Annotated in this window: 18 protein-coding genes; 8 read left to right on the forward strand and 10 right to left on the reverse strand. The window is 60.7% G+C overall.

Going from position 1 to position 25770, the window contains the following annotated elements; all coding sequences use genetic code 11:
* Positions 1–72: 72 nt before the first annotated feature.
* Together AOT96_RS33775 and mobF are read right to left on the reverse strand one after the other, a co-directional pair.
* Complete coding sequence (locus AOT96_RS33775) at positions 73–861, reverse strand: hypothetical protein (protein ID WP_030537243.1); 789 nt, start codon at positions 859–861, stop codon at positions 73–75.
* On the reverse strand, positions 858–7418 hold the full coding sequence (gene mobF / locus AOT96_RS33780) for a MobF family relaxase (protein WP_051720901.1): 6561 nt from the start codon (positions 7416–7418) through the stop codon (positions 858–860). The genes AOT96_RS33775 and mobF overlap by 4 nt, the downstream gene beginning before the upstream one ends.
* A gap of 200 nt (positions 7419–7618) precedes the next feature.
* Between mobF and AOT96_RS33785 the strand changes: the two genes are divergently transcribed.
* The 4 genes from AOT96_RS33785 to AOT96_RS33800 all read left to right on the forward strand — a co-directional run bounded on the left by AOT96_RS33785 (position 7619) and on the right by AOT96_RS33800 (position 9797).
* Positions 7619–8080, forward strand: coding sequence for a hypothetical protein (locus AOT96_RS33785; RefSeq protein ID WP_030537241.1), 462 nt, complete (start codon positions 7619–7621; stop codon positions 8078–8080).
* Positions 8081–8092: 12 nt separating this feature from the next.
* A complete protein-coding gene (locus tag AOT96_RS33790) occupies positions 8093–8593 on the forward strand; it encodes a hypothetical protein (RefSeq protein ID WP_030537240.1) in 501 nt (166 codons plus the stop codon).
* Between the two features lie 24 nt (positions 8594–8617).
* On the forward strand, positions 8618–9229 hold the full coding sequence (locus AOT96_RS33795) for a M48 family metalloprotease (RefSeq protein ID WP_030537239.1): 612 nt from the start codon (positions 8618–8620) through the stop codon (positions 9227–9229).
* 148 nt (positions 9230–9377) lie between these two features.
* The gene (locus AOT96_RS33800; protein ID WP_030537238.1) at positions 9378–9797 is read left to right on the forward strand and encodes an SMI1/KNR4 family protein; all 420 of its coding nucleotides are present in this window, start codon (positions 9378–9380) and stop codon (positions 9795–9797) included.
* A 98-nt stretch (positions 9798–9895) separates the two neighbouring features.
* Here AOT96_RS33800 and AOT96_RS33805 read toward each other — a convergent pair whose 3' ends face one another.
* From AOT96_RS33805 to AOT96_RS33825, 5 genes are all read right to left on the reverse strand, one after another.
* Positions 9896–10075: a hypothetical protein gene (locus AOT96_RS33805; protein ID WP_030537237.1), complete on the reverse strand. Its 180-nt coding sequence runs from the start codon at positions 10073–10075 to the stop codon at positions 9896–9898.
* Between the two features lie 154 nt (positions 10076–10229).
* Entirely contained in the window at positions 10230–10505 is a 276-nt protein-coding gene (locus tag AOT96_RS33810; protein ID WP_037126921.1) for a hypothetical protein, read from the reverse strand.
* Positions 10502–11044, reverse strand: a complete 543-nt coding sequence (locus tag AOT96_RS33815) for a DnaB-like helicase N-terminal domain-containing protein (RefSeq protein ID WP_030537235.1) — start codon at positions 11042–11044, stop codon at positions 10502–10504. The genes AOT96_RS33810 and AOT96_RS33815 overlap by 4 nt, the downstream gene beginning before the upstream one ends.
* Positions 11045–11084: 40 nt before the next feature.
* Positions 11085–11396, reverse strand: coding sequence for a hypothetical protein (locus AOT96_RS33820; RefSeq protein WP_051720898.1), 312 nt, complete (start codon positions 11394–11396; stop codon positions 11085–11087).
* 130 nt (positions 11397–11526) lie between these two features.
* Complete coding sequence (locus AOT96_RS33825) at positions 11527–12474, reverse strand: recombinase family protein (RefSeq protein ID WP_065353032.1); 948 nt, start codon at positions 12472–12474, stop codon at positions 11527–11529.
* Between the two features lie 171 nt (positions 12475–12645).
* Here AOT96_RS33825 and AOT96_RS33830 point away from each other — a divergent pair, with 171 nt between their 5' ends.
* The gene (locus AOT96_RS33830; RefSeq protein ID WP_065353033.1) at positions 12646–13809 is read left to right on the forward strand and encodes an IS30 family transposase; all 1164 of its coding nucleotides are present in this window, start codon (positions 12646–12648) and stop codon (positions 13807–13809) included.
* A gap of 38 nt (positions 13810–13847) precedes the next feature.
* Complete coding sequence (locus tag AOT96_RS33835) at positions 13848–14195, forward strand: DUF3024 domain-containing protein (RefSeq protein ID WP_065353044.1); 348 nt, start codon at positions 13848–13850, stop codon at positions 14193–14195.
* A gap of 292 nt (positions 14196–14487) precedes the next feature.
* Here the strand turns inward: AOT96_RS33835 and AOT96_RS33840 are convergent, their stop codons facing one another.
* Entirely contained in the window at positions 14488–17253 is a 2766-nt protein-coding gene (locus AOT96_RS33840; protein ID WP_037127444.1) for a class I SAM-dependent DNA methyltransferase, read from the reverse strand.
* Positions 17250–20522, reverse strand: coding sequence for a helicase-related protein (locus AOT96_RS33845; RefSeq protein WP_030538064.1), 3273 nt, complete (start codon positions 20520–20522; stop codon positions 17250–17252). Before AOT96_RS33845 ends, AOT96_RS33840 begins: the two co-directional genes overlap by 4 nt.
* Positions 20523–20721: 199 nt before the next feature.
* On the opposite strand from AOT96_RS33845, the gene AOT96_RS33850 reads away from it, so the two are divergent.
* A complete protein-coding gene (locus AOT96_RS33850; RefSeq protein ID WP_230587731.1) occupies positions 20722–22614 on the forward strand; it encodes an ATP-dependent nuclease in 1893 nt (630 codons plus the stop codon).
* Positions 22611–24332 (forward strand): ATP-dependent helicase, encoded by a 1722-nt coding sequence (locus tag AOT96_RS33855; RefSeq protein WP_065353034.1) that lies wholly within the window; start codon positions 22611–22613, stop codon positions 24330–24332. Before AOT96_RS33850 ends, AOT96_RS33855 begins: the two co-directional genes overlap by 4 nt.
* Before the next feature lie 61 nt (positions 24333–24393).
* Here AOT96_RS33855 and AOT96_RS33860 read toward each other — a convergent pair whose 3' ends face one another.
* Entirely contained in the window at positions 24394–25581 is a 1188-nt protein-coding gene (locus AOT96_RS33860) for a hypothetical protein (RefSeq protein WP_156779023.1), read from the reverse strand.
* Positions 25582–25770 lie beyond the last annotated feature (189 nt).

Here is a 25770-nt window from a genome sequence, read left to right on the forward strand (position 1 = left end):
ATAGGTGAGTGCATGACACAGACACGGGGCGCATCCGTAAGGACGCGCCCCGTGTCCTGTGCGTGTGCCGGACTACATTTCGACTTCTGCTCCACGGTCGATCTCCGGGACCATGACCGGCTCACTGCCGCTGTCAGGTCCAGCCGAGGGTTCGGTGTTGAGTAGTTCACCGATCTCACGTGGGTGCGCGAGGCCGACGACCTCGGATTGAGGCGCATTCGAGACAGCGCTCGCATCGTCGAAATCTGGTGGCACGTCGTAGATGTCGACGGGTGGTTCTTGGTTGGCGTCGAAACCGTAGTCGGTGTCCGGTGCGGGCGCGTCCAATGCTGCTGCCTGGTCGACGCCCAGTTCAGTCTCCGGATCGGGGGCGAAGTGCTGTTCGGCTTCGGCTGCTGCATATGCCAACGCCAGCGTGGCAACTGCTTTGCCGGCCACGGACAGTGACGTGTCGAAGTTCGGGTCGTAGTCCGCTTTGGTGTCTTTGGCGCGTTGCTCGGCTGCGGCAGCGCGTTGCTCGGATTCGGCTGCTCGGGCGTTGGCTTCGCGGGCCTCCTGCGCGAGGACTTTCTGATCGGCTGTGTTCGGGTCGGGTACCGGGAACCCTTCTTTCCGAACTTCGGTGTCGGCGGTGCGGGCGGCATCGGGGTTGCGGTCTCGCCGGAAGTTGGCGACGGCCCACTTCGCTGCGAGGGTGGCGCGGCGTCGATGTTGAGTGGGGATTCGGGCAGAGACAGCCGCTGGGGTGGACCTGCTTCGGATTCGGCCGGACTGCCGCGAGGCGCGGATGAGTGCCTGCTGCGCTGCCTGTGTCATCGCGGTGAACTCGCGAATGAGGTCTTCTTCGATCGGCTCGGTCATAGCTGCGGGCCTTCCTGTCCGTGATCGCGCGCGGTTTCGGGTGCGTCCACTCCGCGGGTGTTCTTGGGCGGTGCGGTGCGGGTGGGCGGATTGGTGATGCGCCATTGCTGCTCGGCGCTCTGGGTGGCGGGGTCGAGGGTTCGCCGGCGGCGTTGTTCCGCGGTGAGGGTGTCGACGGTCTGCTCGGTGGTCTCGACCTGCTGTTGTGCGGTGGCCACGCGTGCTTGTGCAGCGGTTCGTGCGGCGTTGTCTTCACTTTCGGCCGCGTCGAGGATCGCTTGCTGGTTGGCTGCGGTTTCGCGCAGCTTGTTCCACTGGTTTCGCGGCGGGGCCTGCGAGGTGGAGGTGCTCCATGCGGCCTCTGCTGCTCGGGCGGCTGCGCGGGCGGCGTCGACGGTGGGGGCGTGTTCCGCGAGTTCTTGGGCGATTCTCCGCCTGGTGGGGGAGAGCTTGCTCGTCTCGTCGAGAGTGCGTTGCAGTCTCGCCAGTTCGGTTTGCGCTTGAGCGAGTTCTGCGTGTGCGGCCGTGCGGACTGTTTCCGCGTGTGCGGCCTGGTCGACGGCGGTCAGGTCGCGGTCGACGGTGCGCAGGTGCTCGTGGGCGCGAGTGGTGGCGGGCTGTTCTTCCGCTCGCAGCAGTTGCGCTTTCGCGGCAGCGAGTTCGGAGCGGGTGGTCGATTGGCGGACCTGGGACTTCTTGATCCGTGCGGTCAGCTCGGCGTTGGTGAGCTGGCGTGCGGGGTCGGCGTTCATCTCGGCCGCGATGTCGGGGGTGTTCAGTGCGGTCAGGGCGGCACGGATACGGGCGGCGGCGCGATCGTCGTCGTGGGCGCCGGCCAACGGTTCCGCCTCGGTGTCCGGAACGTCGTTGAGGTGCCGCCAGGTGGCGATGGCGTCGACGACGGTCCGTGCCTGCGGCGTCGATGTTTCCGAGACGGCGTCCAGCCATGCGGGGTGTTCGTCGAGCGCGGTCTCACCGAAGGCATGTGCTTGCTGCTCGATCTGTTCGTGCAGGTCCAGGATGCTGCGGTCCAGGTCGGCATCCGATTCCGGTGTGGCCGGGAGCGGCAGAGGGAGGGCCAGGAGGTCTGCGGTGTCGAGTCGTGGGGTGGTCGGTGTACTGCGGGCGTAGTCGATGACGGTCTGGGGGAAGCGTCGGGCGGTGGCCGTCGCGGCGGATGCTGCGGCGGTGTGGGCGTCGATGCCGGTGTTCTGGACTCGGGACAGTATGGCGGCGACTCGGTTCCAGTCGTCGGAGTTTTCGAGGGCTCGGGCGAGGTCCTCGGGGACGGCCGTGTGCAGGACGCTTCGGGCGAAGGCGTCGCCTTGGCGGCCGGTGGCGAGCTCGTACCGTTCGATCGTGTCGGTCATGCTCGGGCGTTCGAGGACTGCGGTCGCGGTCGGCGTCATCGATGTTTGCGCGCTGTCTGTGGATGGGCTGGTGGCCTCGCGCGTGGGGGGCAGCGGCTGGGAGTACAGGGCGTCGACGGCGTCGTCAGCCAGAGCCTTGGCGGCGCGCATTTCTGCGCGCCAGACCTGGTTCTCGAGCGCACGGTAGGTGGCGCGGGCCTCGTTGAGGGCGAGGTTGTCGAGTTCTCCGGCCATGAGTCGGACCTGCTCGGCGTCGGTCGAGGTGACAATTCGGGTCACACCACCGGCGGCGTCTTCGAGAGCCTGTTGTGCGAGTTCGTATTCGGCGTGGGCGCGTTCGGCTTCGGTGGTTGCCGCGCTGGCGATGATCTGTTCGAGCGCCAACTGCGAGTCCAGGTCCGCGGCGAGGTCGTCGTTTCCTTCTGCTCGTGCGGCGCTGGATTCGGTGCCGAGTCGAGCGACTTCGTTGCCGCCGATTTCGGCGCGTATGGAGGCATCCACCCAGCGTTGATGGGCGTAGGCGGCCTCGGAGGCGTAGGGGCGCTGGGTGTCGGCGCGGCTGTGGATTTCTGCGATCATCGGCAGAACCGCCACCAGGTGTTCGCTGGTTCCGTCGAGCATCGCAGCCCACAAGGCGTCCTTGTGTTCGCGGGCAGCGTCGAGGTCGTCGCGCAGTCGAGCGAGCTGTTCGGCGGGTTCGAGATCGCTGTAGCGGGTGGCGACGACAGGGTCGCCGGTCCACGTCTCGACCTCGAAGTCCTCCGGCGCGTACTCCAGGTCGGCTGCTGTCTCCTCGCCTGGGTAGTAGCCGAAGTCGTCACCAAACGCGGTGCCGGCGTCGTCGAAGTCTGGTTCGGTGCGCTCTCCTGCGTCCTCGTACGACGGTGCTTGTGCGTCGAATTCCGCGAGAGCGGCGGCGTCGTCGAAGTAGGTCTCGTAGGAACCGGCCGCTGCGGCGGCGGCTTCTTCGGCGTCGAGATCGAGCGGCTCGGGCGGTAGGTCATCAGCCGAGTAGGCGGTCGACGCTTCCACGATTGCCTCGACACGCCGCGCGAGTGCGGCGGCAAGGTGATCGGCGGGCATCGGTGCGTCCGCGTGCGCTTCTGCGAGCAGGTCGTGGGCGACGGTGAGGAGGTCGGCGGCGTTCCACTGCTCGGGGTCTGCGGCGTTGATCGCTGCGACCAGCTGCGGCCACGCGGCGTCGTCGATGACGCGTTGCGCGTTCTCACCGAACAGTTCGCGAAGGTGCGGTGTCCAGACCGGTTCCAGGCCACCGGTCGCGTCCTTCGACGTTTCGGTGGTGTCGAGGTGACGCGAAAGTCTCCACCAGAGTGCTGCTGCGGGCATCTCGTCGGGGAGCGGCTTGTCGCCGCTGACCAGTCGCACGAGGGAGGGAACGTCGACGCCGGCTGTTTGCGCGGCGCTGAGCTGTTCGGCGAGTACAGGCCAGTAGGGATCGCTGACCAGTCGCGGTTCGACCTTGTGTGCCAGCGATTCCCACACCTTCGCGGCGGCGGCGGGATCTCCGAGCACGGTCGCGGCTCGGGTGCGCAGCACCGTCTGTGCGCGGCGGTCCGCGACCGCGAACTGATCCGGTCCGGTGGGTCGAAGGTCGATGTCTTCGACACCGTGCGCTGCCCGCCAGACCGCAAGATCGGACAGGAGTTCTCGGTCGGTGTCGAGCAATCCACGCGCCCACAGGGGAGTGCTGTCGGGGGAGTAGTCGGCGGCGCGGGTGCGCACGTCGGCGGCGAGTTCGGAGACGAGATCGGCTCGCGCGTTGAGGTAGGTGCCCCACTTCTTGTGGGTGCTCAAGCTCGCCGGGACGGCGGGCAGCCAGGACAACGGTCCGGACCCGCCGGAGTGAGCGCCGCTGGGGTCCAGACGCCAGTCGAGGACCGCGGCGACGTCGAGAGCGGTGTCGAGTTCGCGGCTTCGGGCAGCGGATTCGAGAGTCTGGACCGGGTCGGCACCGTTCGCGGCCAGGATCGCGAGATGCTTTCGCAGTACCGGGTATGCCGGTTCGCTGGACAGTCCGGCGACGAGTTTCTCGGCGGCCTTGTCGATGCGGCGCAACGCTCTCTTGCCGAGTAGGTGTTCGGCGGCCGTACCGACGGCGTCGTCGTAAGCGGCGGCAGCGTGGGCGAGACGCAGGTGCGGATCTTCGAGTCGACGTTGAGCGGAGGTGGCCGATTCTTGAGCACCGTCGCGACCGAGAATGCGGGAGAACAAGTCCACTGCCGTCGGTGGCGTGATGCCGTCCGGAGTGACGACGGAGTGTTCGTCACCGTCCCCGGCCGTGGCCAGGTACAAGTGGTTGTCGAGCTTTCCTCGGGTCAGTGCGACGTAGGCGAGTTGGCGGGATTCTCCGCCGGTGCCCACGGTGTGGCAGCTGTCGGCGGTGATGCCCTGGGCGCCGTGGATCGTTCGGGCGTACCCGAGTTGCACGTTCTTCCGGACGTATCCGGAAGGCAGGGTGATCTTGCGTCCGGAGGCGAGGTGGGTGACGTGCAGGCTTCCGTCGCTGCGAACGTCGGTGACGGTCCAGCGGTCACCGTTGCGGACGAAGTCGGTGGCGCTGGTGCGTAGTCGACGGTTGTTCTTGCGGGTGGTGATGATGTCACCGGTCGAGGCGGAACTGCCGTCCGAGAGCGCCACCTCGGGGCCGGTCGGGCGTCCGTCGAGGGCGAGTCGGTCGGCTCGGGCGCGCTCGTTGAGGTTGCGGACCATGTCCCTGGTCGGGGCAAGCATGACGGCGTCGAGACCGGCGGCGCGGTCCGCTGACCATCCCGCGTAGGCGAGATCTTCGGCGGCGACGGTGTCTCCGACGTGGACGCGTCCATGGTCGATGTAGAAGCCGATCGCGGCCGGATCACCGTCACGCAAGGCCAGCGATGCGTAGCCTTCGGCGGCGTCAGCGAAGCGCACGACGTCGGTGAGCGTGACCGCGCCGCTGGTCTGCGCGATGTCCCGCAACGCGCCGCCGGAGCTGACCGATGCCAGCTGTTGATCGTCACCGACGAGTCTGACGCTGCCACCCTTGGCGAGGATGTGCGAGACCACAGCGTCGAGGTCGGCGGTGCCGGCCATGCCTGCTTCGTCGATGACGACCAGGGTGCTGTCGTCGATGTTCTGGACCCACTCGGGTACGTCGACGGCCTGATCCGGGTTGGTCGCCGCTGCCGCAAGTTCTTCGAGAACATGCGTCAGTTTGTTCATGGTGTCGGTAGTCGCGTCGAGGTCCTTGCGGAGCGCGGCGGCGGCAGCTGCGGTCGGTGCAAGACCGATAACCCGGCCGCCTTCCGCTTCCCAGGAGCGCGCAAGGACAGCCATTGCGGTTGTCTTACCGGTGCCGGCGGGAGCGAGCGCGAGTTGGAGTCGAGCGCCGGAGGTAGCGAGTTCTCGGACGAGTTTCGCCTGTCCCGCGTTGAGTTCGAAGTCGTTCGCTGCTTGCTCGAGCAACGCAATATCGACGGTGGACGAGTCGACGCTGCGACCGTCCATCAGCTGCGAGGCGGCGACCAGACGCTCTTCGGCGGCCATGATTGCTTCGGAGGTGTACATCGTCGTTCCGGCTGTGCTGTACACGCTCGAACCGTCCGCGCGGCATAGCTCTGCCGGGTCCGACAGTCCCTCGTCGACGCCCAGCGATACGGATCGCTCGGGTCCGAGCGCGGCGGCGACGATACGGTCGACGACCTTGTCCATCTTGCGTCGACTGAGGTTTGCCGAGCGTGCAATGCGTTCCGCTTCGGCGCGTACATGGCATTCCTGCCACCGGGCGCGGGACGCCGAAATGGTCTCCAGGACGGCTTCGGCGGATTGGTCGATCCACCGTTGATTCGTCCGAATGCGGCTGCTCGAACGTGGGGGATGGGTGGCTACTCGGATCATCTCCGAGAGCGCGTGTTCACTGCCCAGAACCTCCAGGGCGGTTGCTCGCCAGGTCGCTCGCTGCTCGGCCAGCGAGCGAGGTTCGTGCTTTGCGTCGCGGGTCTCGAGGGTGGCCTGTTGCGCTAGCTCCAGCGCCTCGATGGAGCTGGGTTCGCGTCCGTGGTCGGCTTGGAACTGCGCGGCGAGCTCACCCCGACGCGACTCGATTGCGGCCCTGCGCGAGGACCAGACTTTCATCAGTGCGGGGTCGACACCGACGATCTCGCGGACGGGTCGCTTGCTGGGATCGGTACCTTCTCGTTCGGCGAACCGCAGTCCCAAGCGCTCGCGAAGGTGTCCTTCGAGGCGGGAGTTGTACATCTCGGATGCGGCGACTGCTGCCTTGTGGAGCGGGCGGCCGTCGAGTGCGAGCCAGCGCTCTTCGCCGCGCACTTTGACCTTGTTGGAGATCGCGACGTGGGTGTGGAAATCGGGGTCGCCGGCGCGGGAGTCTCGGTGCTTGAAGGCGGCTGCGATCAGCCCTTCGGTGTCGAGCTGCTGGACTCCGTTGGTGCCTGAGCGTGTGTAGATCGCAGTCTTTTCGAGGTGGGCGATCACGTCCGCCACCGCAGCGTCATGGCAGGCGATGATGGCCTCGGCCAGCTCGCGCGGGGCAACGGCGGCGAGGGTGCTGACGGACTTCACAGGGCTGAACGTGAGGTCGTATCCCGCGACGGCGGAGGTCTTCGGCCGCGAGTTCTTGGCGACGAATCCGCTGACTTCGCGGTCGTCGAGTGCGGGTCGACCGAACTCGGCCTCGAACATCTGGTTCGCAACTTTGGTGCGGATCTCGGACCGGATCTCGGGGTCGATCACGGTGTTCCAGGCTTCGCCGCGCGCGACGTTGAACTCGGAGAATTCCTTGGCGACGGCGGTCCGGAACTCGGTCGCGCCTTCGTAGATCCGGTACGGCTGCCCAAGCCGTGTGGCTGCCAATGCCTGCTCGGCGGCGGCGGCCGGTTCGAGTCCTCGTGCGATCGCGGCGGCGCTGATTCGGGCCTCGATGGCATCGGCGTCGGGGTGCCGGCCTTCGCCGAACAATGCCTTCATTTGCGCCTCGGATACGTGGTCGCCACGGGTCATCGAGTCGAGTGCGCTCAGCCCTGATCCGATCCACTGACCTGGCGATTCACCTTTCGAGGAGTAGTAGTCCGCAAGGGAAGACGGTCCGCGTTCGGTGGCGTCGGCCGCAGCGACTTGCCGGGTCAGGTACGTGTACCCGTCTCCGGCTGTCAGCTTGTGCAGCGACATCATGAGGCAATCATAGCGGACGTTATCATTTCGTGACCTGAATGCAAGAGGTGTGATGGTTGTGAATCTTTGAAATAAGGAGGTTGGGCATTGAGACTCGTGAATGAGTTTCGTACCGGCGTCTGTGGAGAAAAATGCAGACTGATGGGTTGGTTTTTGGTTCATTTCTGGCAATGCGTTGAATCGCGCAGTAGTCTTGCGATATGGCTACCTCGAAGAAGTCCGCTGTCAGTGCTCGTGACCGCGCACGCAATGCGAGCGCAGCTCGTCTCGCGGAAGAGCAGAAGCGAGTCAAGCTCAACGAAGATGATCTGATCAGCTTCTTTCAAGCAGATCAGTCGATCTCCACGATCAGTGACGATCTCACTCTCAAGATCGAGAAACTTCGCCGTGAGAGCGCCGACAAAATTCGTGAAGCAGAGTCCGATCGCCAGCGCGCAGTCCTGGCATTGAAGGAACGCGGCGAGACGGTTTCCTCGATCGCGACCATGACGGAGCTGAGCCCCTCGGAGGTCAATCGACTCTTGAAGTCTGCGCGTGCAGAACTGAAGGAATCCGATCCGAAGAAGGGTGAAAAGTCGGAAGACAAAAAGTCCGCTGTGATCGTCGAATCGTCGACTCCGGAAACGTTAGGTTCTGCCGAACCGATTTCTGCGGCGTCTTGACCGCAGTTCGTAATGCGTGAACCGTTGAGCGTCGACCCGTCTCGTCGACGCGAACTCGAACGGTTCAACCGATACGTCGTCAAGGGTCCAGGACCGTCATGCTGGATCTGGACCGGCGCGATCGCAGACGACGGATACGGACGCTTTTGGATATCTCGTAACGGTCGCCAACGAGTCGTCCGGCCACACCGATATGCGCTCGCACTCGAACTCGGCCGGCCGCTGACTGAGGATGTCAACGCTCTTCACGAAGTGTGCGACAACCCGATCTGTGTTCGCGCCTCGGATGCGTTAGGTCGTCCCCACGTTGTCGCGGGGACGCAAGCGGAGAACCTCGCGACGATGGGTGCCAAAGGGCGCGGCGGCGGTCGTCCTAGTTTTCAGTGGTACGGCGCGGACAAAGCAGCTCGCGCCGCCCGATCGCGTGCACTACGTGAGGCTGTGCGCGGCGGTTGGAATCAACGCGCGGTCGACTTGGCACTCCTGGCGTCGGACGAACCGACGCTCTTCTGACTTCGACGAGAGACCGAAACTCCGATGGATGATGCGGAACTTCAACGGCGCAAAGATTTGTGCACCGCAACGATCGAAAGAATCGCCCGCGATGTCCCGGCGCAACGGCCGGCCCCCAGCATTCGATACGTCGACAAGCTCTCCGCACACGGACGGTTCGTAGCAGGCAAGAACGAGATTCAGATCGGCATCGTCGGCGATCTGGGTGACCCAGCTTTCGACGACAGCATGATCGAGGCGTTGGCCGCCCATGAGATGGGCCATTGGGCCGACCCGACACTCGACGCAACAATGCGTCGCTCACAAATCGTTTGCAACACACCGTTCGCGATCGGCGTGTTGATTGGCCTCGCCGTCATCATTCATGCGGCGCTCACGGCCAATGCGGATCAGGTGTATACCGCCGTTGCGTCCATCGTGGTCGGTGTGATGCTGCAAGTGATGTTCTCTCCGTTCTTCGATTGGAAGGGAGAGTTCTTTGCCGACCGTTTCGCAGCGGTGCACACCTCTCCGGAAAAGGTCGTTGCATTGCTGACACGATTCGGAACGCGTTGGATGTGGATTCCGACGCCCACCCATCCGAGTCGCGCCCAGCGTGTGCGCGCCGTCATACGCACGCCGGTCTCGACGGACTGACGTTGTTCTGCCGGCCATTCACTGAGACCGGAGTCGGTCAACTCGTGAGCGCGGCGACTTGTCATGAACTGTGTTCGTTGAGGGAGTCGCACGCACTTCGGCGAGAGCCTTTGCTTCTAGTGTCCTGCGCCGGTAGTAAGTTTCCGATATGGCTCTCGGAAACGGGTTGGTCGCTCGCATCGAGCGGACCGTGGACTTGTACGGTCCCGGTCGTCCGATTCCGGCAGACGAGCTTCACGCGCGATTGCATGCGCTCGACATCGTCCCGGACAAAGACTTCACCGAGTTCGTGGGACGTTGGGGTGGATGCTTCGTGGGCGTGTCAGTGCACGCATGGGACAACGCCGAACTTATCCGTCGTGAGACATGCATCGAGCTGACCATTGGGGCGCGTGACGCATACGGTGCCCTCATCGACGGGGTGGTGTTCGCTGACGACGGATCCGGGAATCCGATCTGGATCGCTGCGGACGGAAGCGTGTGCTTGGTCGACCATGACAACGGGAACACAGTTGTTCGACTGGCTGCCAGTTTCCGCACGCTGTTGGAAGAGAGCGTCGACGACTGACTCACGAAGCCATCCGCGCGATGTCGGCCACGCGAGGCGATTCGGAATGCGGTTCCTAGTGGTCGAGCGGGGAAAAGTGCGCTGCTAGCTTCGTCGGGTCAGAACAGGGTGTTTTGTGTCTGTGCTGCGGCGCTGTCGGTGCGTTTCTCGTAGGCGGCGGCGAGGGTTTGCGCTGTGCTGGGGCTGCATCCCATGTCGGTGCCGATGTCTTCCCAGCTGGCTCCGTGGTGGTGCAGTTGCCAGGCATCGTGTTCGTCGTCGTGTTCGTCGTCGCTCATGGTCGCCCTTTCTCGTCGGTCGGTGTGTTGAGTTCTCGGCGGAGGCGCAGGGCTACGACGAAGTGGTAGATCCCGAGTCCGAGAAGGCTTGTTCCGGCGATGATGGAAATGGTTGCTCCTCCGGTGAGGAAGACGATGCCTACTGCGGCGCTGATCAGTGCGACGACGGTGTGCGCTTTCCAACCGGGTTTGCTGGTGTCTTTTTCGGTCGTCCTGGTCGGTCTCTCTTTGTGGTGGATGTCCGGAGCCTGGCGGCTCTGGTGAAGCTGTACACGGACACGGTGAGGGCGATGATGCCTGCGGTGATCACGTGTTTGGTGCCGATGGTGAAGTCCAGGGCGGCGACGGCGAGTGCGATGACACCGAGGATGCTGTGTCGGATCACTCCTGGCTTGGTGTTCGCGTGGTCGCGTTTGTCTGAGTCGTTCACAGTTGGCCTTCGCGGATGGTGTTGAGTCGCTCGTATGCGGTGCGGCGTTCGCGGCCGATGCTGAGCAGGTGCTCGAACAGTTGATCTTCGGGCAGTTCGTCGGCGGCTTGGGCCAGTGATTGAGCGGCGGCGCGGAACCCTCGGCGGTACGCCTGGGTGAGCACTGCGCCGACGTAGTGTTCGAGTTCGCCTGAGGGGATGCCGATGGTGGTGATGTGCGTCAGCAGTGTGGTGAGTTGTTTGCCGCGTTGTCCGCCTGTCCGTCCTGCCTGTTGCAGGGTGCTGAGAACGTAGGCACCGTTGTGCGGTTTGCCTGCGGTCACGAGGTCCGCGATGACGGTGAAGAGTTCGGCGAGGACGGGCCGGTAGAAGTCGGCGCGTGTCAGAGCTGCGGTAGCGCCCGCGGCACGATCGGCCGGCGCCCAGAGCAACGAGCACAACAACTGCGCTTCGACGTCCATCGCGATGCTGTAGTCGTCGATCTCGGCATCGGGGCCTGCGAGGTCGATCACCTCGGGTACATCCGGTGGCTGCGTCACTGTTCCAACCTTCGTGGCTCGGTGGCCGGTATCGGCCATGTCAGAGTCGCGGTGTCGTCAACTGCTGCTGACTGCGAATGACTGCCAGGGCTGCGCGCAGACTGCGGGCAGCGTCGGCGAGGTGTGTGGTGATGTCCTCGGTCGCGGCTTCGCCCGCGAGGAACGTTTCGACGGCATCCGATGCGGCGGGACCCGAGTACAGACCTCGGAGCGCTTCGCGAGCGTCACTGATCCCTGCGAGGGAATCATCGAGGGCCGCGAGCATGGCTCGCAGTTTCTTCTCGACGGCATCGACGTCTGCGCCGGGCTGGCGGTTCGTGATACCCGAGACGGAGTGCAGTGCGGCGCTCACGATGCATCCTCCATCCGCTCGGCGGCGGACACTGTTCGCTCGACTGGCGGAGTGTCGGTATTCCAACCGTGCACTATTCGTTTACGCAGGTCCGCTTGGGTTTTCACTGATGAATCCATATCGCCGCCTCTCATCGGTGGTCCGGGCACAGGAGGGTGGGCGTCAAATTCCACCCACTGGCAGTCAGCCACCGTTGAACAGGAACCGGGAGACCATCGACCGTCGCGGCGTGCGCGAAGGTGTCGGCAAGAATTGGACCGTCACCGCATACGGCGCACGCGACGTCGAAAGCGGGTGGCTCGGGTTCGCAATGGCGACAGTGCGAACGGATGACGACCGCATTCGAATCGTCGACATCCGGATGGAGCCATGCAACGGCCAGGTCGCCGCGTTGATGAGCGGCTTCCGCTCGCGTACTCGGCTCGTAACCACACGTCGGGCAGGTGCGTGGCACTCGCACGGGCACAACAGAATTCACAGGAACGTCCCCGGGAGGATGCGCTGTGGAGATCCCAGTCGACTTGTTCTTGTTGAGATGGCCATACACGGTCGTGCGGGGCACGTTCAACATCGCCGCAATCTGCGCGACCGTGTTCTCGCCGGCGTCGTACAGCCGCTGAGCAAGTGCGATTTGATCGTCGGTGAGCTTCGGCGGACGCCCGCCCTTTCTGCCGCGCGCCCGCGCAGCGGCCAAGCCGTCGCGAGTGTTCGCCACAATCAGCTCACGCTGAAGTTCCGCGAGTACCGACAGCATCTCGAACATCGCCCGACCTTCCGCGGTCGATGTGTCGATTCCCTGCTCGAGGACTTTCAACCCGATCCCCCGACCACGCAGATCGGCACCGAGCGTAATCAGATGCAGAACCGACCGACCCAACCTGTCGAGGCGGGTGATCACCAGCGTGTCACCGTCGCGCATTCGCTGCAGAACAGCATCCAACTGTGGCCGTGACGCCTTCGCGCCGCCGGCGTGATCGACATGAATGTTCTCGACCTCGACGCCCGCCAACGCCAACGCGTCGACTTGGTGAGCTGGATTCTGATCTGCGCTGGAGACTCGTGCGTAACCGAACAACATCTGTCGATAATACCCAGACGCAGGGTTATTCGACATAGTTTTACGACACGAGTTTCAGACAGGCATGAGCTGGGCGTACGACGACTTCAGGAAGTTGTCGAAAAACGATCTTGGTCTCAACACGTCAACGCATCACTACTGGTGAGATGATGCGTGATCGTGGAGGCATGGATGGGCAACAAGGCGCTCGGGTTCACTATGGATCAAGAGAACACGATCTGGGAGATGTGGCGTCGCGGTGATTCGCTGAGTGCGACCGGGCGGGTCCTCGGGGAGAGTGTCCCTCAGATCGGCCGGTTCCTGCGTAAATCCGGCGGTATCCGGCCGCTCCCACGTCGTCGGCGAGCATCGCATCTCACGGCCGGGGAGCGTGAAGAGATTTCCCGTGGGATCGCCGCCGGTGACAGCGCTCGGACGATCGCCGACAAACTCGGAAGATCCCCGTCCACGATCGCACGGGAGATCGCCCGCAACGGCGGCCGCGAACACTATCGGGCGACCCCGGCGGATGCCGCAGCGTATGTCCGCGCACGCCGCCCTCAAATCTCGACCCTCTCTACCAGGAATTTTCTGCGGGAGATTGTCACAGGGAAGCTGAGTGAGCAGTGGTCACCGCAGCAGATCTCCGCCTGGCTCCGGCGCGAGTACCCGTCCGATCCGCAGATGTGGGTTTCGCACGAGACGATTTACCGTTGCCTCTACATACCGTCGCGGCAAGTATTCGACGATACAAAATTTCACGAACTGCGTACTGATCGGCGGATCCGCCGGCCTCGTGGGAAGAAGCGCTCCCACGGGCGCGGACAGATACGGAACAGAGTCTCCATCGATCACCGCAGCTCTGCGGCCGGCGATCGTAGCGAGCCCGGACACCTCGAAGGCGATCTCGTGTTCGGCACCCGCCCGTCAGCGGTCGCGACGCTGGTGGACCGACAATCACGCGTCACCCATGTGGTGGCATTGCCGGACGGATACCGGGCCGAGACGGTTGCGGACGCCTTGATCGCCTATCTGGGCCGGTTGCCTGCGCATCTGCGTCGGTCGTTGACGTGGGATCGGGGACTGGAAATGGCCGCGCACGAGCGCATCACCGCAGTACTCGACCTGCCCGTCTACTTTTGCGCGCCGCATCATCCGTGGCAACGAGGGACGAACGAAAATACGAACGGGTTGCTGCGGCAGTACCTGCGCAAGAACGCTGACCTGCGCACTTTCAGTCAGGAGGACCTGAATTCGATCGCGGCGAGACTCAACGATCGGCCTCGTCGGGTGCTCGCCTGGGACAGTCCACGACAACGAGAAGACCAGGTGCTCGGTTCCTCCGCAGTCGGATAGCAAAGCTGGCCATAACGGCGGTTGGCATGATGATGGTCATGGCTGCTACCGGACTTCCCGAACTCGATGTCGCCCGGATCGTGAAGTATTGCGCCAGTCGGGTTCCCGATCGTCTGCGTCATGAGATTCGGGTCGAATGCGACATCGCGCCGCGCCATGTCACGATCTGCGAATGCCGGCCGCCGTGGCGTGAGGACTTCGGCCCGGAGTGGACGCGATTCCCGATCGCCCGCCTGTCTTACACGAAGAAAACGGGGTTGTGGACTTTGTATTGGCGGGATCGGCACCTCAAATTTCACCGCTACCAGTTCTTGGATCCGAGCCCTCATGTTCAGGATTTGCTCGATCACATCGAAAGCGGTGGGGATCCGATCTTCTGGGGTTGATCCGTTATCGTCGGTGATGCGTTGACCTATTGAGACCAAGATCCATTTCCGACAAAGAGTGCATCCAAAGCAAACCGATCCAAGAGTGCCTGCTGTGGTGAAGATTTCTCAACGGCACACTCTGCATCCCGGAAAGACCCTTGGCAATGGCGACGTAGGATTCGGTGGCATCAGACGAGTCGCGCGGGTCAGACCCACCCGCCCCACGAGCCCATCCTGGCCAGAAGGACTAGACCTTCAAGATGTTGGACCCACCGATAAGCGCATCAATAGCCGAGCATCAAAAATTGGACTACAATAGAAATTCTTGCTTCGTAAGAATTGCATAGTTGCGGAATAGAACTTTTTGGCGATCAGCTTCATCTCTCACATCCACACGACCAAATATTTTATCAATTACGCGGTCCACTTCATCATGGGCCGCCAACAGATCACTCGGCATTGCCAGTGGATCATACATTCTCGCCAGCGATAAACCTCGATGCGCTTTACGCGCTCCAACAATAAGAGACGCCGCGTCGGTAATACTCTGCCTTTGAGAACTGGTAATAATCGGCATCGGGAAAGTATTGTATGTCAGTTTGTTAGAAAAGCTCACATCAGATTTCAGCCGGCCGCCAATCGTTTTCATCCATACAATAAACATTGTGGATGAAAATACTCCAAGCAAGAATCCATCAGGGTCAGGAACGGTGTAAACTTTATCACTTGCAATAATGTCAGGAGATAGATAAGCTACAGGCAGAAATCTACGAAGAGTGCTAACCGTCTTGGGAATGGCTAGGTAATCTGTACTAGGTTGCTGAATCTGACCAAACTTATATGGAGTGCCTGCCTTTGCTCGCGTTGACGCCGCTTTGCTAGCGTTTCGCATGTCTTTAACTCCAGCCATTCTTTCAGCCAAAATTGGACTTCGATTTAGATCTTCAAGATCATCGTTATCGTCAATCCACAAACACCATCGGTCCAGATCATGAAGAAGCTCTTTTGCGCCAATAAATTTCCGCAAGTACTTCGCCGCAATAGGATCCTGAACTATCTCTTCATATTCTTCTTCTGTGACTACAAGATTCCCCCCATCGGAGGGTTTATTTGCATAGTTCACTTGTTCAAATTTGGAATTAAACGGACGGAGACGTGACTCGACAAGGAGATTTGGGCCTTCGATCAAGTACGGATTTATTCGGCTAACACTAGTACCTAGCCCCTCACCTCGACCCCCTTCTGGATACGTCCATAACACCGGCTTCGGGGACGTTTTAGATCGATCAAAACCGACTATGGAGACATGCACAGCAGCACCACCCGGTGCTTCAGTCTCCCATTGGAACGATCTATGAGCGAACCGACATCTCCAACCTTCCTCCAGGATCGGACGCCACAGATTGGGCACTGGTATTCCTTGGCAAATTGAATTAGTGGACACGAAAGCCCATCGACCACGGAGTTTCCCGTAATATTTGACTGCCTTCACGTACCAACAAGTTACGTAGTCCAGATCACCAATATACTGCCCTCCCCAAATTTCCTGCATATCATATTTCTGCTCATCATCTTTTGTTCGCCCTCCCACAAAAGGCGGATTTCCGAGAATCACCACATCATCGCTAGCTTCCACCACGTCATTCCAATCCAGACGCAAAGCGTTGGCATGGTGGATCGTGGGCGCGATCTTGATAGGGAGGCGATCGGGGGCGTAACCAAATTCTTGCGCCATCCGTTGATTGGCAAGATGATCGACCAGGAGCATTGCAGTTTCAGCAATTCTAGCTGGCCACTCTTCTATCTCAATTCCGAAGAAATGGTCGAGCGTGACCTTTATATCTCCTGTTACATCGAAACTAAGTTGCGCACGATCAACACCTGAGATTTTAATGTCAGTATTGTCAATAATATCCAGATCACGTCGACGTTTAAGAATCTCAAGCTCAAGAGCTCGAAGTTCACGATATGCGACAATAAGAAAATTTCCGCAACCGCAAGCTGGGTCTAGGAACAGGAGACGGCCCAACTCGTTGTGCAGCTTGGTCAATTTGGCCTTGTCGTCCCATGCATCTTCTAGCCGCTCTGTGTACTCGTCGAGGAATAATGGACGGATCGTCTTGAGAATATTCTCTTCCGTGGTGTAATGCTCCCCACCGTGGCGTCGAGCCTCTTTACTCTTTACTGTCTGGAACATCGAACCAAACACGGCTGGAGAAATTATGGTCCAGTCGAATTCGCAGGCTTCGAGAAGATAATTACGGAACGCGGATGTGAGCGGAGAAATATTTATAGATTCTTCGTAGAGCCCTCCATTGATGTAACGGAATCGATCGAATGGGCTACCTACCGGGAGTTTCCTAGTGTTCGGCGATGTGCGAAGAACATGGAAAAGCGCCTGAAGATCGTTATGGAGGGTATTTTCGGTGGTGCGATCACGGATAAAGCTCTGGAACAGACCTGTTTCCCATCCCTTCATTTCGGCATCGTCGCCGAAAAATAGGAATAACAGCCGAGCCAACAGGAGCGTTGCATCGTGGTCCTCAATACCGGATGCTTCGAGCTCTCCGTAAAGAGCGCTCATGAGACGAGCAGCCTGTACCGAGGCCGTTTCGGCTTCTTTGTCAAAAGCATCGCGCATCCGGTTGAGCAATTCGACAAGGTGAAGTTCCTCGTCGAAGTCAAGTTCGATTGCCTGTAGGCGCTGTGAGAGGTGTGTGCTGCGGTCCCCGACTATGTACTCGTGGGCAAGGAGTTTGGCATTGGTGCTGCCGAGCTGGGAGCGACGTGGCCAACGCCAGTCCTGGTGCTGTTCGTCGGTGAAGATGATCAGGCGCTCGTGACTGTCCTTACCGACAAGCTCATCGAGGACGCGCTGAACTTTGCGGGGTGGCAGCACAGGGCAGTGCCAGATACGAAGTCCCATGTAGCCTGCGACCTGTTTGAAAACGTATTTGCGATCATCCACCTCCAGCTTCAAGTCTGGGTGATCCGGGTTGCCCCATCCCAGTTCGTCGATGAACAGGGTCCGGAAGTCTCGGGAGTCGACGAGGTCGAGTAGTCGGTGTTCGGTCATGAAGTGACTCCCATGCTGCTGACGACCCGGATCGGGTCCTTACCTGTTCGGGTGGCGATAACCAGTCGCTGATCGCGGTGCAAGGTCCTGATCATGGTGGTGAGGTCGTCGTCGCTGGCGCCGTTCCGGACGGAGCGTTTGAGCCGGTTTTCGGCATCACGTTGGAGCGGGTGTTGGAACAATTCGTCGAGTGCTTTCTCGGTGTCGTTGTCGTGCGAATGCAAGGTCTCGCCGAGTCGACGCCACAGAGTGCGTCGGACTCCGCGTAGGCGCCCGGCAGCAACCGTGGGCGTTGCCAGCGGACCACGGACCAGCTTTTCGATCAGTTCGTCGTGGTCTTCTCGGTGCTCGAGGCCGAGCTCTTCGGGTGTTGCTTCGAAGGCACGCAGGACCTCATGTCCGGTGAGCAGTCGGGTGTCACCGTCGGAGGTGGCGATACCGAAGCCGTCCATTCCGGACTCAGTACGCACGTAGCAGATCACGCCTTCGTCTTTGTCGCTCAACCGTTTTGCGCGGGTGGCGTCGATCATGTCCGGCAGGGCTGCGATACGGGCCGCGAGTTGAGGGTCCTTTTCCTGGGCTTGGTGCCAGAGCTGATAGGCCAAGCTGGATGCGTCGACGTCGTCGGCGGAGTCTTGGTCGTCGAGTGTTCCGTTGTACAAGTCCGCGATGGCTTGTACTTCGCCTTCGCTACCGAAGAATTGTTCGTCGGATCCGAATGCTTCGGCGTTGGCGCTGAGCCGATCGCTGATGCGTTGGCGTAGTGAGATGACGTTGTCGACGGATTCGTGGAAGAACGAGTACAGCAAGACCTCGTCGGATTGCTGGCCGACGCGGTCGACACGGCCGGCTCGCTGAATTAGACGGATAATCGCCCAGGGCAGGTCGTAGTTGACGACGATGTGCGCGTCCTGCAGGTTCTGGCCTTCGCTGAGGACGTCGGTGGCGATCAGGACGCGTAGTTCGTTGTCGATGTCGACACTGTCGTGCCCGGGTAGTGCGTTCGAGCGTGGGGAGAAAAGGTGTGCGAGGGCAGTGGGGTCGTCGCTGTCTCCGGTCGCCAATCCGACTCCGCTGATGCCGGCTTCCCGCAGCGCTGCGGCAATGTAGTTGGCGGTGTCCTTGTATTCGGTGAATACGAGCACTTTGCCGGCGGGGTGATCGGCGGTCAGCAGTTTGATGAGGGCGTCGAGTTTGGAGTCGGTCGCTACTTCCCACCCGCCGTACGACTTCAGCAGGGCATGCAATACGGTGGTGTCGCGGTCGAGGGCGTTACGCAGTTCCGTGGTGAACAGCTCCGGCCGAATCCATGTCACGGCAGCAGGATTGGATGCGACAAGCGCCTCGTAGCGGCGACCGGGATCGTCGGTCAGACTCTCGGCGGTATCGAGATCGGAGGCGGTGGGGTCGTCGTCATCGGTGAGGCTGGTATCGACGATCGTTCCCGTCGGGATACGGAGTCCGTTGTCGATCGCGTAGCCGAACAATTCGTTGCGGGCGATGTGCCGTTGCAGCGACAGAGTGAACGAGTGCCCGCAGGAGGACAGCCTCTTGTAGAACGTGGTGCGGACGAAGCCGGCGACATTGCCGCGGCCGCGGTTGAGGTTGTCGACGAATTCCTTCTCCTCATCCGTCAGCTTCGCCGTCTCCTTCAGGTATTTTCCGAGCTCGTAACGAGGCAGGACCAGGTTGGTGAGGGTGTCGAGGGTGGTATCGCTCGACATGATCGCCGCCGGGTCGTTCGGCCCGAACGAATGATTGACGGGTTTAGGGATGCGCTCCGGGAACGTGAACCGTGTCCCGTTGGAGAATTCGAGGTACTGGCGACCGTCCTCATCGGTTTCGGAGTAGTTGTTCTTGATGAAGGTTCGGGTGCGGCGCACCAGATGCTCACTCATCAGGCGTTTCCAGTCGTCCGGGTCCTCTGATTTACGGAATGCTGCCATTGTGGTGATCTTGCCGTCGACTTTGTCGATGAGTCTGGGGTCGGCGGCCATGGCGTTGGTCGGGGAGATACCGAGGTCATCGTCGTCGTCGATGTAGAGCGAAAGCTGGTTGGCGACGTCCCGGAATCGGATGTTGTACGGGGTCGCGGTCAGCAGAAGCGTTTTGCTGTCGTTGGCGTGAATGTATTCCTGGATCGCTTTGTAGTCGCGGCGTTCGTCATTGCGCAGCGTGTGGGACTCGTCGACGATCACGAATGCGTACCGGCGTAGATCCGGAAGGATCGTATGGGCCATGCTGTACGGCACGACGCGCCCGTACAGGTTGTATGCCTCGAAATGCTCTTCCCACATCTTGACCAGGTTTTTCGGGCACACCACCAACGGCATGTAACCGTGTTCGTCCCGCAGCATCAGCGCCACGGCGATCGCGGTCAGGGTTTTACCCAAACCGACGACGTCGCCGAGCATCGTTCCTTGCTTGGTCATGATCCGCCGCGCCAATGTTCTGACTGCGGTGGACTGGTATTCGAGGAGCTGAGAGCTGACCTCGGCAGGCACCGAGTACTCGGCCAACCCTTCGCGGACGTCGCGGGAGAGGTCGTAACAGACTTTGAGGAACACCTCGTACGGTCGGCGCGGCTCTTTGCGGGCCCATGATTCGTCCAACATCGTCAACAGATCCGCGGTGACTTCGCGACTAAACTTGTCGGTCCATCGGTCCTCGAACCACTCCGCCAACGCCTCCGCGGCATTCGTGTCGATGACGTCGACGTTGAGTTCATAGTTATGAGTCAAACCGGGAGCGGTGAGGTTCGAGGATCCGACGAATCCTGTGATCGGATTGTTCAGGTCTTCCCGGTGGAAAATGTATGCCTTGCCGTGGAGCGGCCGGCGGGTGAAGACCTTGATCTCGACAGCTTTGGATTCGAGGAGATCTCGAAGTGACTGGAGCGCCGCACGATCCGCATTGGTGGGCAGTCCTCGCATGAGCTGGGTGCGCAGTTGTTCGAGGAGTTGTGCTTTGCGTTCACGACCGACAATGAAGTCTGCATCGAGCACTTCGGTGCCTTCGACCGCAGCTTGCAGTTCCTCGAGCGCTGTTTCCTGCGGCCCGGTCATGACCATGCCGATCAGGATCCGCACGACCGGCACGGGCTTTCCCTGCTCCGCTTTATCTTCGACCAGAGAGTCGAATACGGACCAACCTCGCAGGTTGAAGTACCCGACAGCGACATCCATCCGCTCCGATACCCGCAATGTCTCCTGCAGGTGAGAGCCCAGTTTCTGATGGATGTTGTCGAAGATCCGCGTCACGGGAAACATCGCTCCGTTCGAGTGCCAGCCTGGAAAATCTTAGGAGATACACCCGAACTCGATGTCCGGGTGGGATGAGTCTTTCAAATCATCACCGGCAAGCGTTGGGGCGACCCGACGATTCCCGAAAACCGCTTTTGTCGGACCTTCCTGGTTGAGTGACGTCAGGAGCATGGAATCGTGAAGTTAACAGTGAACGGGAGCAAAGGTGGTTGCGGAAACAATGCACTTGAGCCAATGCCACATCGAAGGATTCCGCTCGTGCTACGACGTGACCATCCCGTTCGGCCCCTCCATCACTTTGCTGGTCGGAGAGAACAATGCCGGAAAATCGAATGTCATCGAAGCTCTACGCCTCGCGACAGTTCCTTTGAGTGGTCGGCGGAGCCGATACTTCGAGACTGACGACCTGGCGCGAAATCACTCCGGTCCGATCACTGTTACTACGAGATTCAGCGGACTGAGCAGATACCAAAAAGCTCAGTTCATCGGTGCACTTGATTTGTCGAACGGCACGGCGACGTACACGACACGGTTTGAGCCCGATAGCGGAAGCGCTCATCGTGGCCGGATCGAATATCTCACCGGTCACGTCCCGGGCCCCGATCCTGAGCCGGAGAAACGCGACCAGATCAATCACGTCTACCTCGCTCCTTTACGTGATGCTCAACGGGAACTCGATTCCGCCTCAGGGAACCGCCTCGCGCTGATAATGAGTCACCTCCTCACATCGGAAGAGCAGGAGAGCTTCGTCGAAACCGCAAAAGCTGGCCTGGACGAACTGAGGATCCATCCCGCGATCACCACTATCCAGAATCGGATTCAGCATCATCTAACTCCGCTAACGGATCCCGCACGGGAGCAATCGATGGGCATCGGATTCGATGCGCCCGAACTTCGGAGGCTGGCTCGCAGTCTCCGGCTCAAAATGGCCGATGTGGACGTAGATCTTGCAGATCTAGCAGCGTCAGGTCTCGGCTACACAAACCTCTTGTTCCTTGCCACCGTCATTTTGGAACTGCAGAACGCACAAGAATCCGAGTTGACATTGTTCTTGGTAGAAGAACCGGAGGCGCATCTTCACCCTCAACTGCAGGCCGTGTTGTTGGACTTCCTTCGCGACCAAGCCGAGCAATCAGCTCGTGACGACAGCAACCGTCCGGCTGGCCGGATCCAGGTAATCGCCACAACTCACTCACCCAACTTAGCCAGCGCCGTCGGGACGAAAAATGTTGTCGTGCTGCGATCGAGCACAGACGAGCGCATAGATGACGGGAGGACCGTCGCGGTCAGTGCGACGGTGGCGCTCCCCTTGAGGGAACTCGACCTGAGTCCTAGCGAACGTAGGAAGATCGATCAATACCTCGATGTGACTCGAAGCGAGCTTCTCTTTGCTCGCCGCATAATACTGGTCGAGGGGATCGCGGAAGCAGTGCTCGTTCCCGCCCTCGCCTACCACTCCGTGTTCGGTGATAACTCAGATCAGGCGCGGAAAAGCCGCCGGATGTTCCGCGGAGCATCGATCATCAGCGTGGGCTCCGTTGACTTTGCTCCCTACATCAAGCTCCTTCTGAGCAAGGTCGGCGAGCATCGTCTTGCAGATCTGTTGATCGTCATCACCGATGGGGACCCACCAGTGCAAAAGAAGCCTTCGAAAGCATCGTCGAGCAGTACCTCCAATGATTCCAATGATGTAGCCGAATCTGATGCGAGCGACGACGACTTGGGACCCTCGTACAACCGGGCATTGACTCTGGAGGCTTTGGGGCGGCAGTTAGACGCTGACGATGTATTGCATGTGGCCGAGGCGCCGCACACGTTGGAAGCAGATCTGCTGGTAGAGGGTTCCGACAACCATGAAGTGCTTGGCAAGGCCTACGTTGCACAACATCCGAAATCGGCACACAGGTGGACGGAAATCGTCATGAGTGCCGATCCCGCGGCCGAGTTCCACAAGCGCTTGCAATGGAACAAGAAGCTCATAAGCAAAGGGCAGTTCGCTCATGACCTCGCTCAATCGATTGCAGACGGATCTTCGTTTACATGCCCGGACTATTTGAGGGCAGCAATCACGATCACGACAGGAATCGATTCGCAGTGAGGGAGGCCATCACCTTCACCGACGCTCAACGCGCGCTCATCGAGGCAACGTCCTCCACCTATGTCTCTGCGTGTCCAGGGGCCGGCAAGACCCAAGCAATTGTCCAGCGGTTTGTCGAGCGCCCCGCGATCGTTCCTCGCCTAGGTATCGCATTGCTGTCCTTCGCTAACGCCGCAGTCGACGAGGCTATCTCCCGATGCGCGGGTAAACCGGAGCTGTTGCATTCACCGAACTTTGTCGGAACCATCGACGCCTTCATCAATCGATTCATTGTCGGACCGGTCTTCCTCCAGCGCCGGGGAATCAGACCACAGTTTTCTAGTTCCTGGGCTCACGTCACCAATACGCTGGTCTCGGCGAAGGGTGTTCGGCTGCAGGCTCCACTCGATTGGTTCACATTCACGATCGATGGCTCCGCCGTATTGGATCGGGCACCATGGGACAAAAAGGCGATAGTCGAGAAGCTCACCCCGCCGCACCGGGAAAAGCTCGAAGACAGGGCAGGTCAGCGTTGGGCGAGCTACACCAGGCGCGGCATCTTCGATTCCGCTGCCGCTCGTTTGGTGATGGCCTTATACCTAGACTTGCCTGAGGTTCAGTCCTCACTTGTCGATCTACTCTCAGCTCGGTTCTGCGAGGTCATAGTCGACGAAGTCCAAGACTGTTCAGCAGAGGATGTGAAACTCCTCAAATTCCTGCTCTCGGCCGGTATCCGATTGGTCATGGTCGGTGACAGAGACCAGGCGATTTACGGATTTCGAGGTTCATCCCCCGAAGCTCTCAACGATCTCGTGGAAGGTGTCGCGGTAGGACAACGCCTGAATGGGAACTTCCGAAGTTCCCCCGCTATCTGCAGCGCAGTCGATAGCCTACGTTTCGGAACTGACCGTGACGTGCCAGTCGGGACGAACGCCTCCGATGTCAGTCCAGTGCAATTGGTGGCATTCGACAAGCCAGTAGATCTTCACGCGAAGATCGGCGACATCCTCGACGCGACAGGGCATCTGAAGGAAAATGTTGTTTTTCTCGCCCATGGGACAAGCACCGCTCGGACGCATGCTGGAGAATCGACACTAGCGAAGCCAGGCAATGGAAAACTTGCCCGGTTCGCCGCAGCTGTCCACACAGTTCAAGACGCATCAAACACGAACCGCGCACGCGCAGAAGGTCTCCGCCGTCTCGAAATGATTGTCTTGGAGTTCGCCGGATTCAGCGAAGACCGTGACATCGATGACTACTTGCGCCCCCGGGGGTTGACGGCACGTTCCTTTCGAGAATCGTGCCTACGCCTAGCAATGACCCTTGACAATCCGTACCTGGGTACCCCCGGCACCTTCAAAGAGGCACTGAAAGAACAAACGGCGTCACGAAAACTGTTGAGCTGGAACCTCGATGGCATACCAGCAAGGTCCGACGCGTGGCCAACACGATCAACAGTCACAAAAACCGCCAACTACGCGCACTCCACAGTTCACGGATACAAAGGCCTCCAGGCTCCGGGGGTCGTGCTGGTGATTCCGAAACCGTCACCATCGATGGCAGACAACGAGCATGGCGTCACGCAATGGTCTTGTTCCGAGCAGGGCGAAGCGCGACGGGTGCTCTACGTCGGAGCGTCCAGGGCAGAACAGTTGCTGATCATCGCCGCGCACACTGCAGTTCACGACGCAGTTGCAAAGAATCTGACCGACGACGACGTTAACTTCGTCCAATCCTGAATATCGGGCTCCGATTGGGCGTCGAATCCAATCGGCCGTTCAACCTCCAACAAGTAGACGGTTACCTTCGATTCGGCCCGTTGGTTCGGGCATTGAGGTAGTGCGCCCAGTCGCGGCGAGCGTAATCGGCCCACCGGCTGACTGAATGGATATGCAATCCGAGCAGGTCGGCGACGACCGGTGCTGGTAGGTCTTCGGTGAGAATACGGAGAGCGGAGTTGCGGCTGATCCTGACCGGGATATCGAGTGCGGTCATCGCGACCCCCACGGGGCGGGCATGACGAGCCGTCCCGGGCACGGTGCGGCTGGGAAACAAGAACGGCGAACCTGTCTTTGGAGCGAGAGGATGGACGATGGCGGTTTCTACCAGTTCATTGACCAATGTTGCGACCGTCGGTGGCAGCCTGACCGGGTTGCGAGCGAAGATGATGTTGGTTTCACCATCTTGTTGCTCGACGGCGCTGGTGGTGAGTGCGAGGATTCGGGTGAGAGGGATCCCGTACAGCAGCACCAGAAGTCCGGCGACACGCAGCGGCAGTTCGATAGTGGCGTCGGTGAGAAGTCGTCGGATTCTTCGTGCGTGTTCGTGTGCTTCCGCGACGTCGGTGGGGAATGCCGATTGCCTCCTCGACACGGCGGCGTCACCGATGATGTCTCGTTGTCGTAGCCAGAGGACGAAACCGGTGATCCTGTAGGTTCGGTGCCCGTTGATGGAGGTCCAGCGGTCGAGTTGGTGCTGGTTCAGATCGGTTATCGCGAGGTCGTTCTCATCGAGCCATTCCAGTAGGTGAACTGCTCCCCAGATGATGGCTCGGTCACTTTGCGCGCTGGAGTCGGTGTAGCTGCGGCGGACGGCGCGGCGGCGAGCACGGCGCAGCACACTCCATTGTGCGTACGGCCGGATCAGCGCCGCGTGTTCTGCGGTCAGCGTTCCCGTCAGATGGTGGAGCCATTGTTCGAGTCGGCCCAATGGCTCGATTCGAGGCGGGAGGACATCCGTGTGGACGAGGACCGCACGAAGGTAGTGCAACGCAGTGGACGGGGGGTGGGCGTCGAGGTCGGCATGCACGATCGGGTGCTCTACTCGTGCGATGTGTTGCAGCAGTGCAATGGTTTTCGGGTGGTCGAGCCATCGCAGAGTCGAGTCGGGACGTCGCTCCTCGGCGGCGAGGTACACGATGAACGGCAGTATCTGGGAGCAGATGTATCCGTGTTCGTCCGCCAGCAGTGTTGCTGCCCGGCGCCGCACCGAGCACCGTAAGCAGGTTCCGGCGTAGTGCTGTAGGCCGGCTGATCGCACGTCGTGCAGCGATAGTCGATCGAGGAGCCTGCGCACGGTCCGCAGACCGCACGGCCTGTGAGGTCATTTGCGGTGAGGACCCCGATGCGTGAACACGTGGCGCACGGATCTGGGTGAATGAGAGCCTGGCGGTAGCAG

It is taken from the genome of Rhodococcus sp. 008 (genome assembly GCF_001682295.1).
Lineage (GTDB): Bacteria > Actinomycetota > Actinomycetes > Mycobacteriales > Mycobacteriaceae > Rhodococcus_F > Rhodococcus_F qingshengii.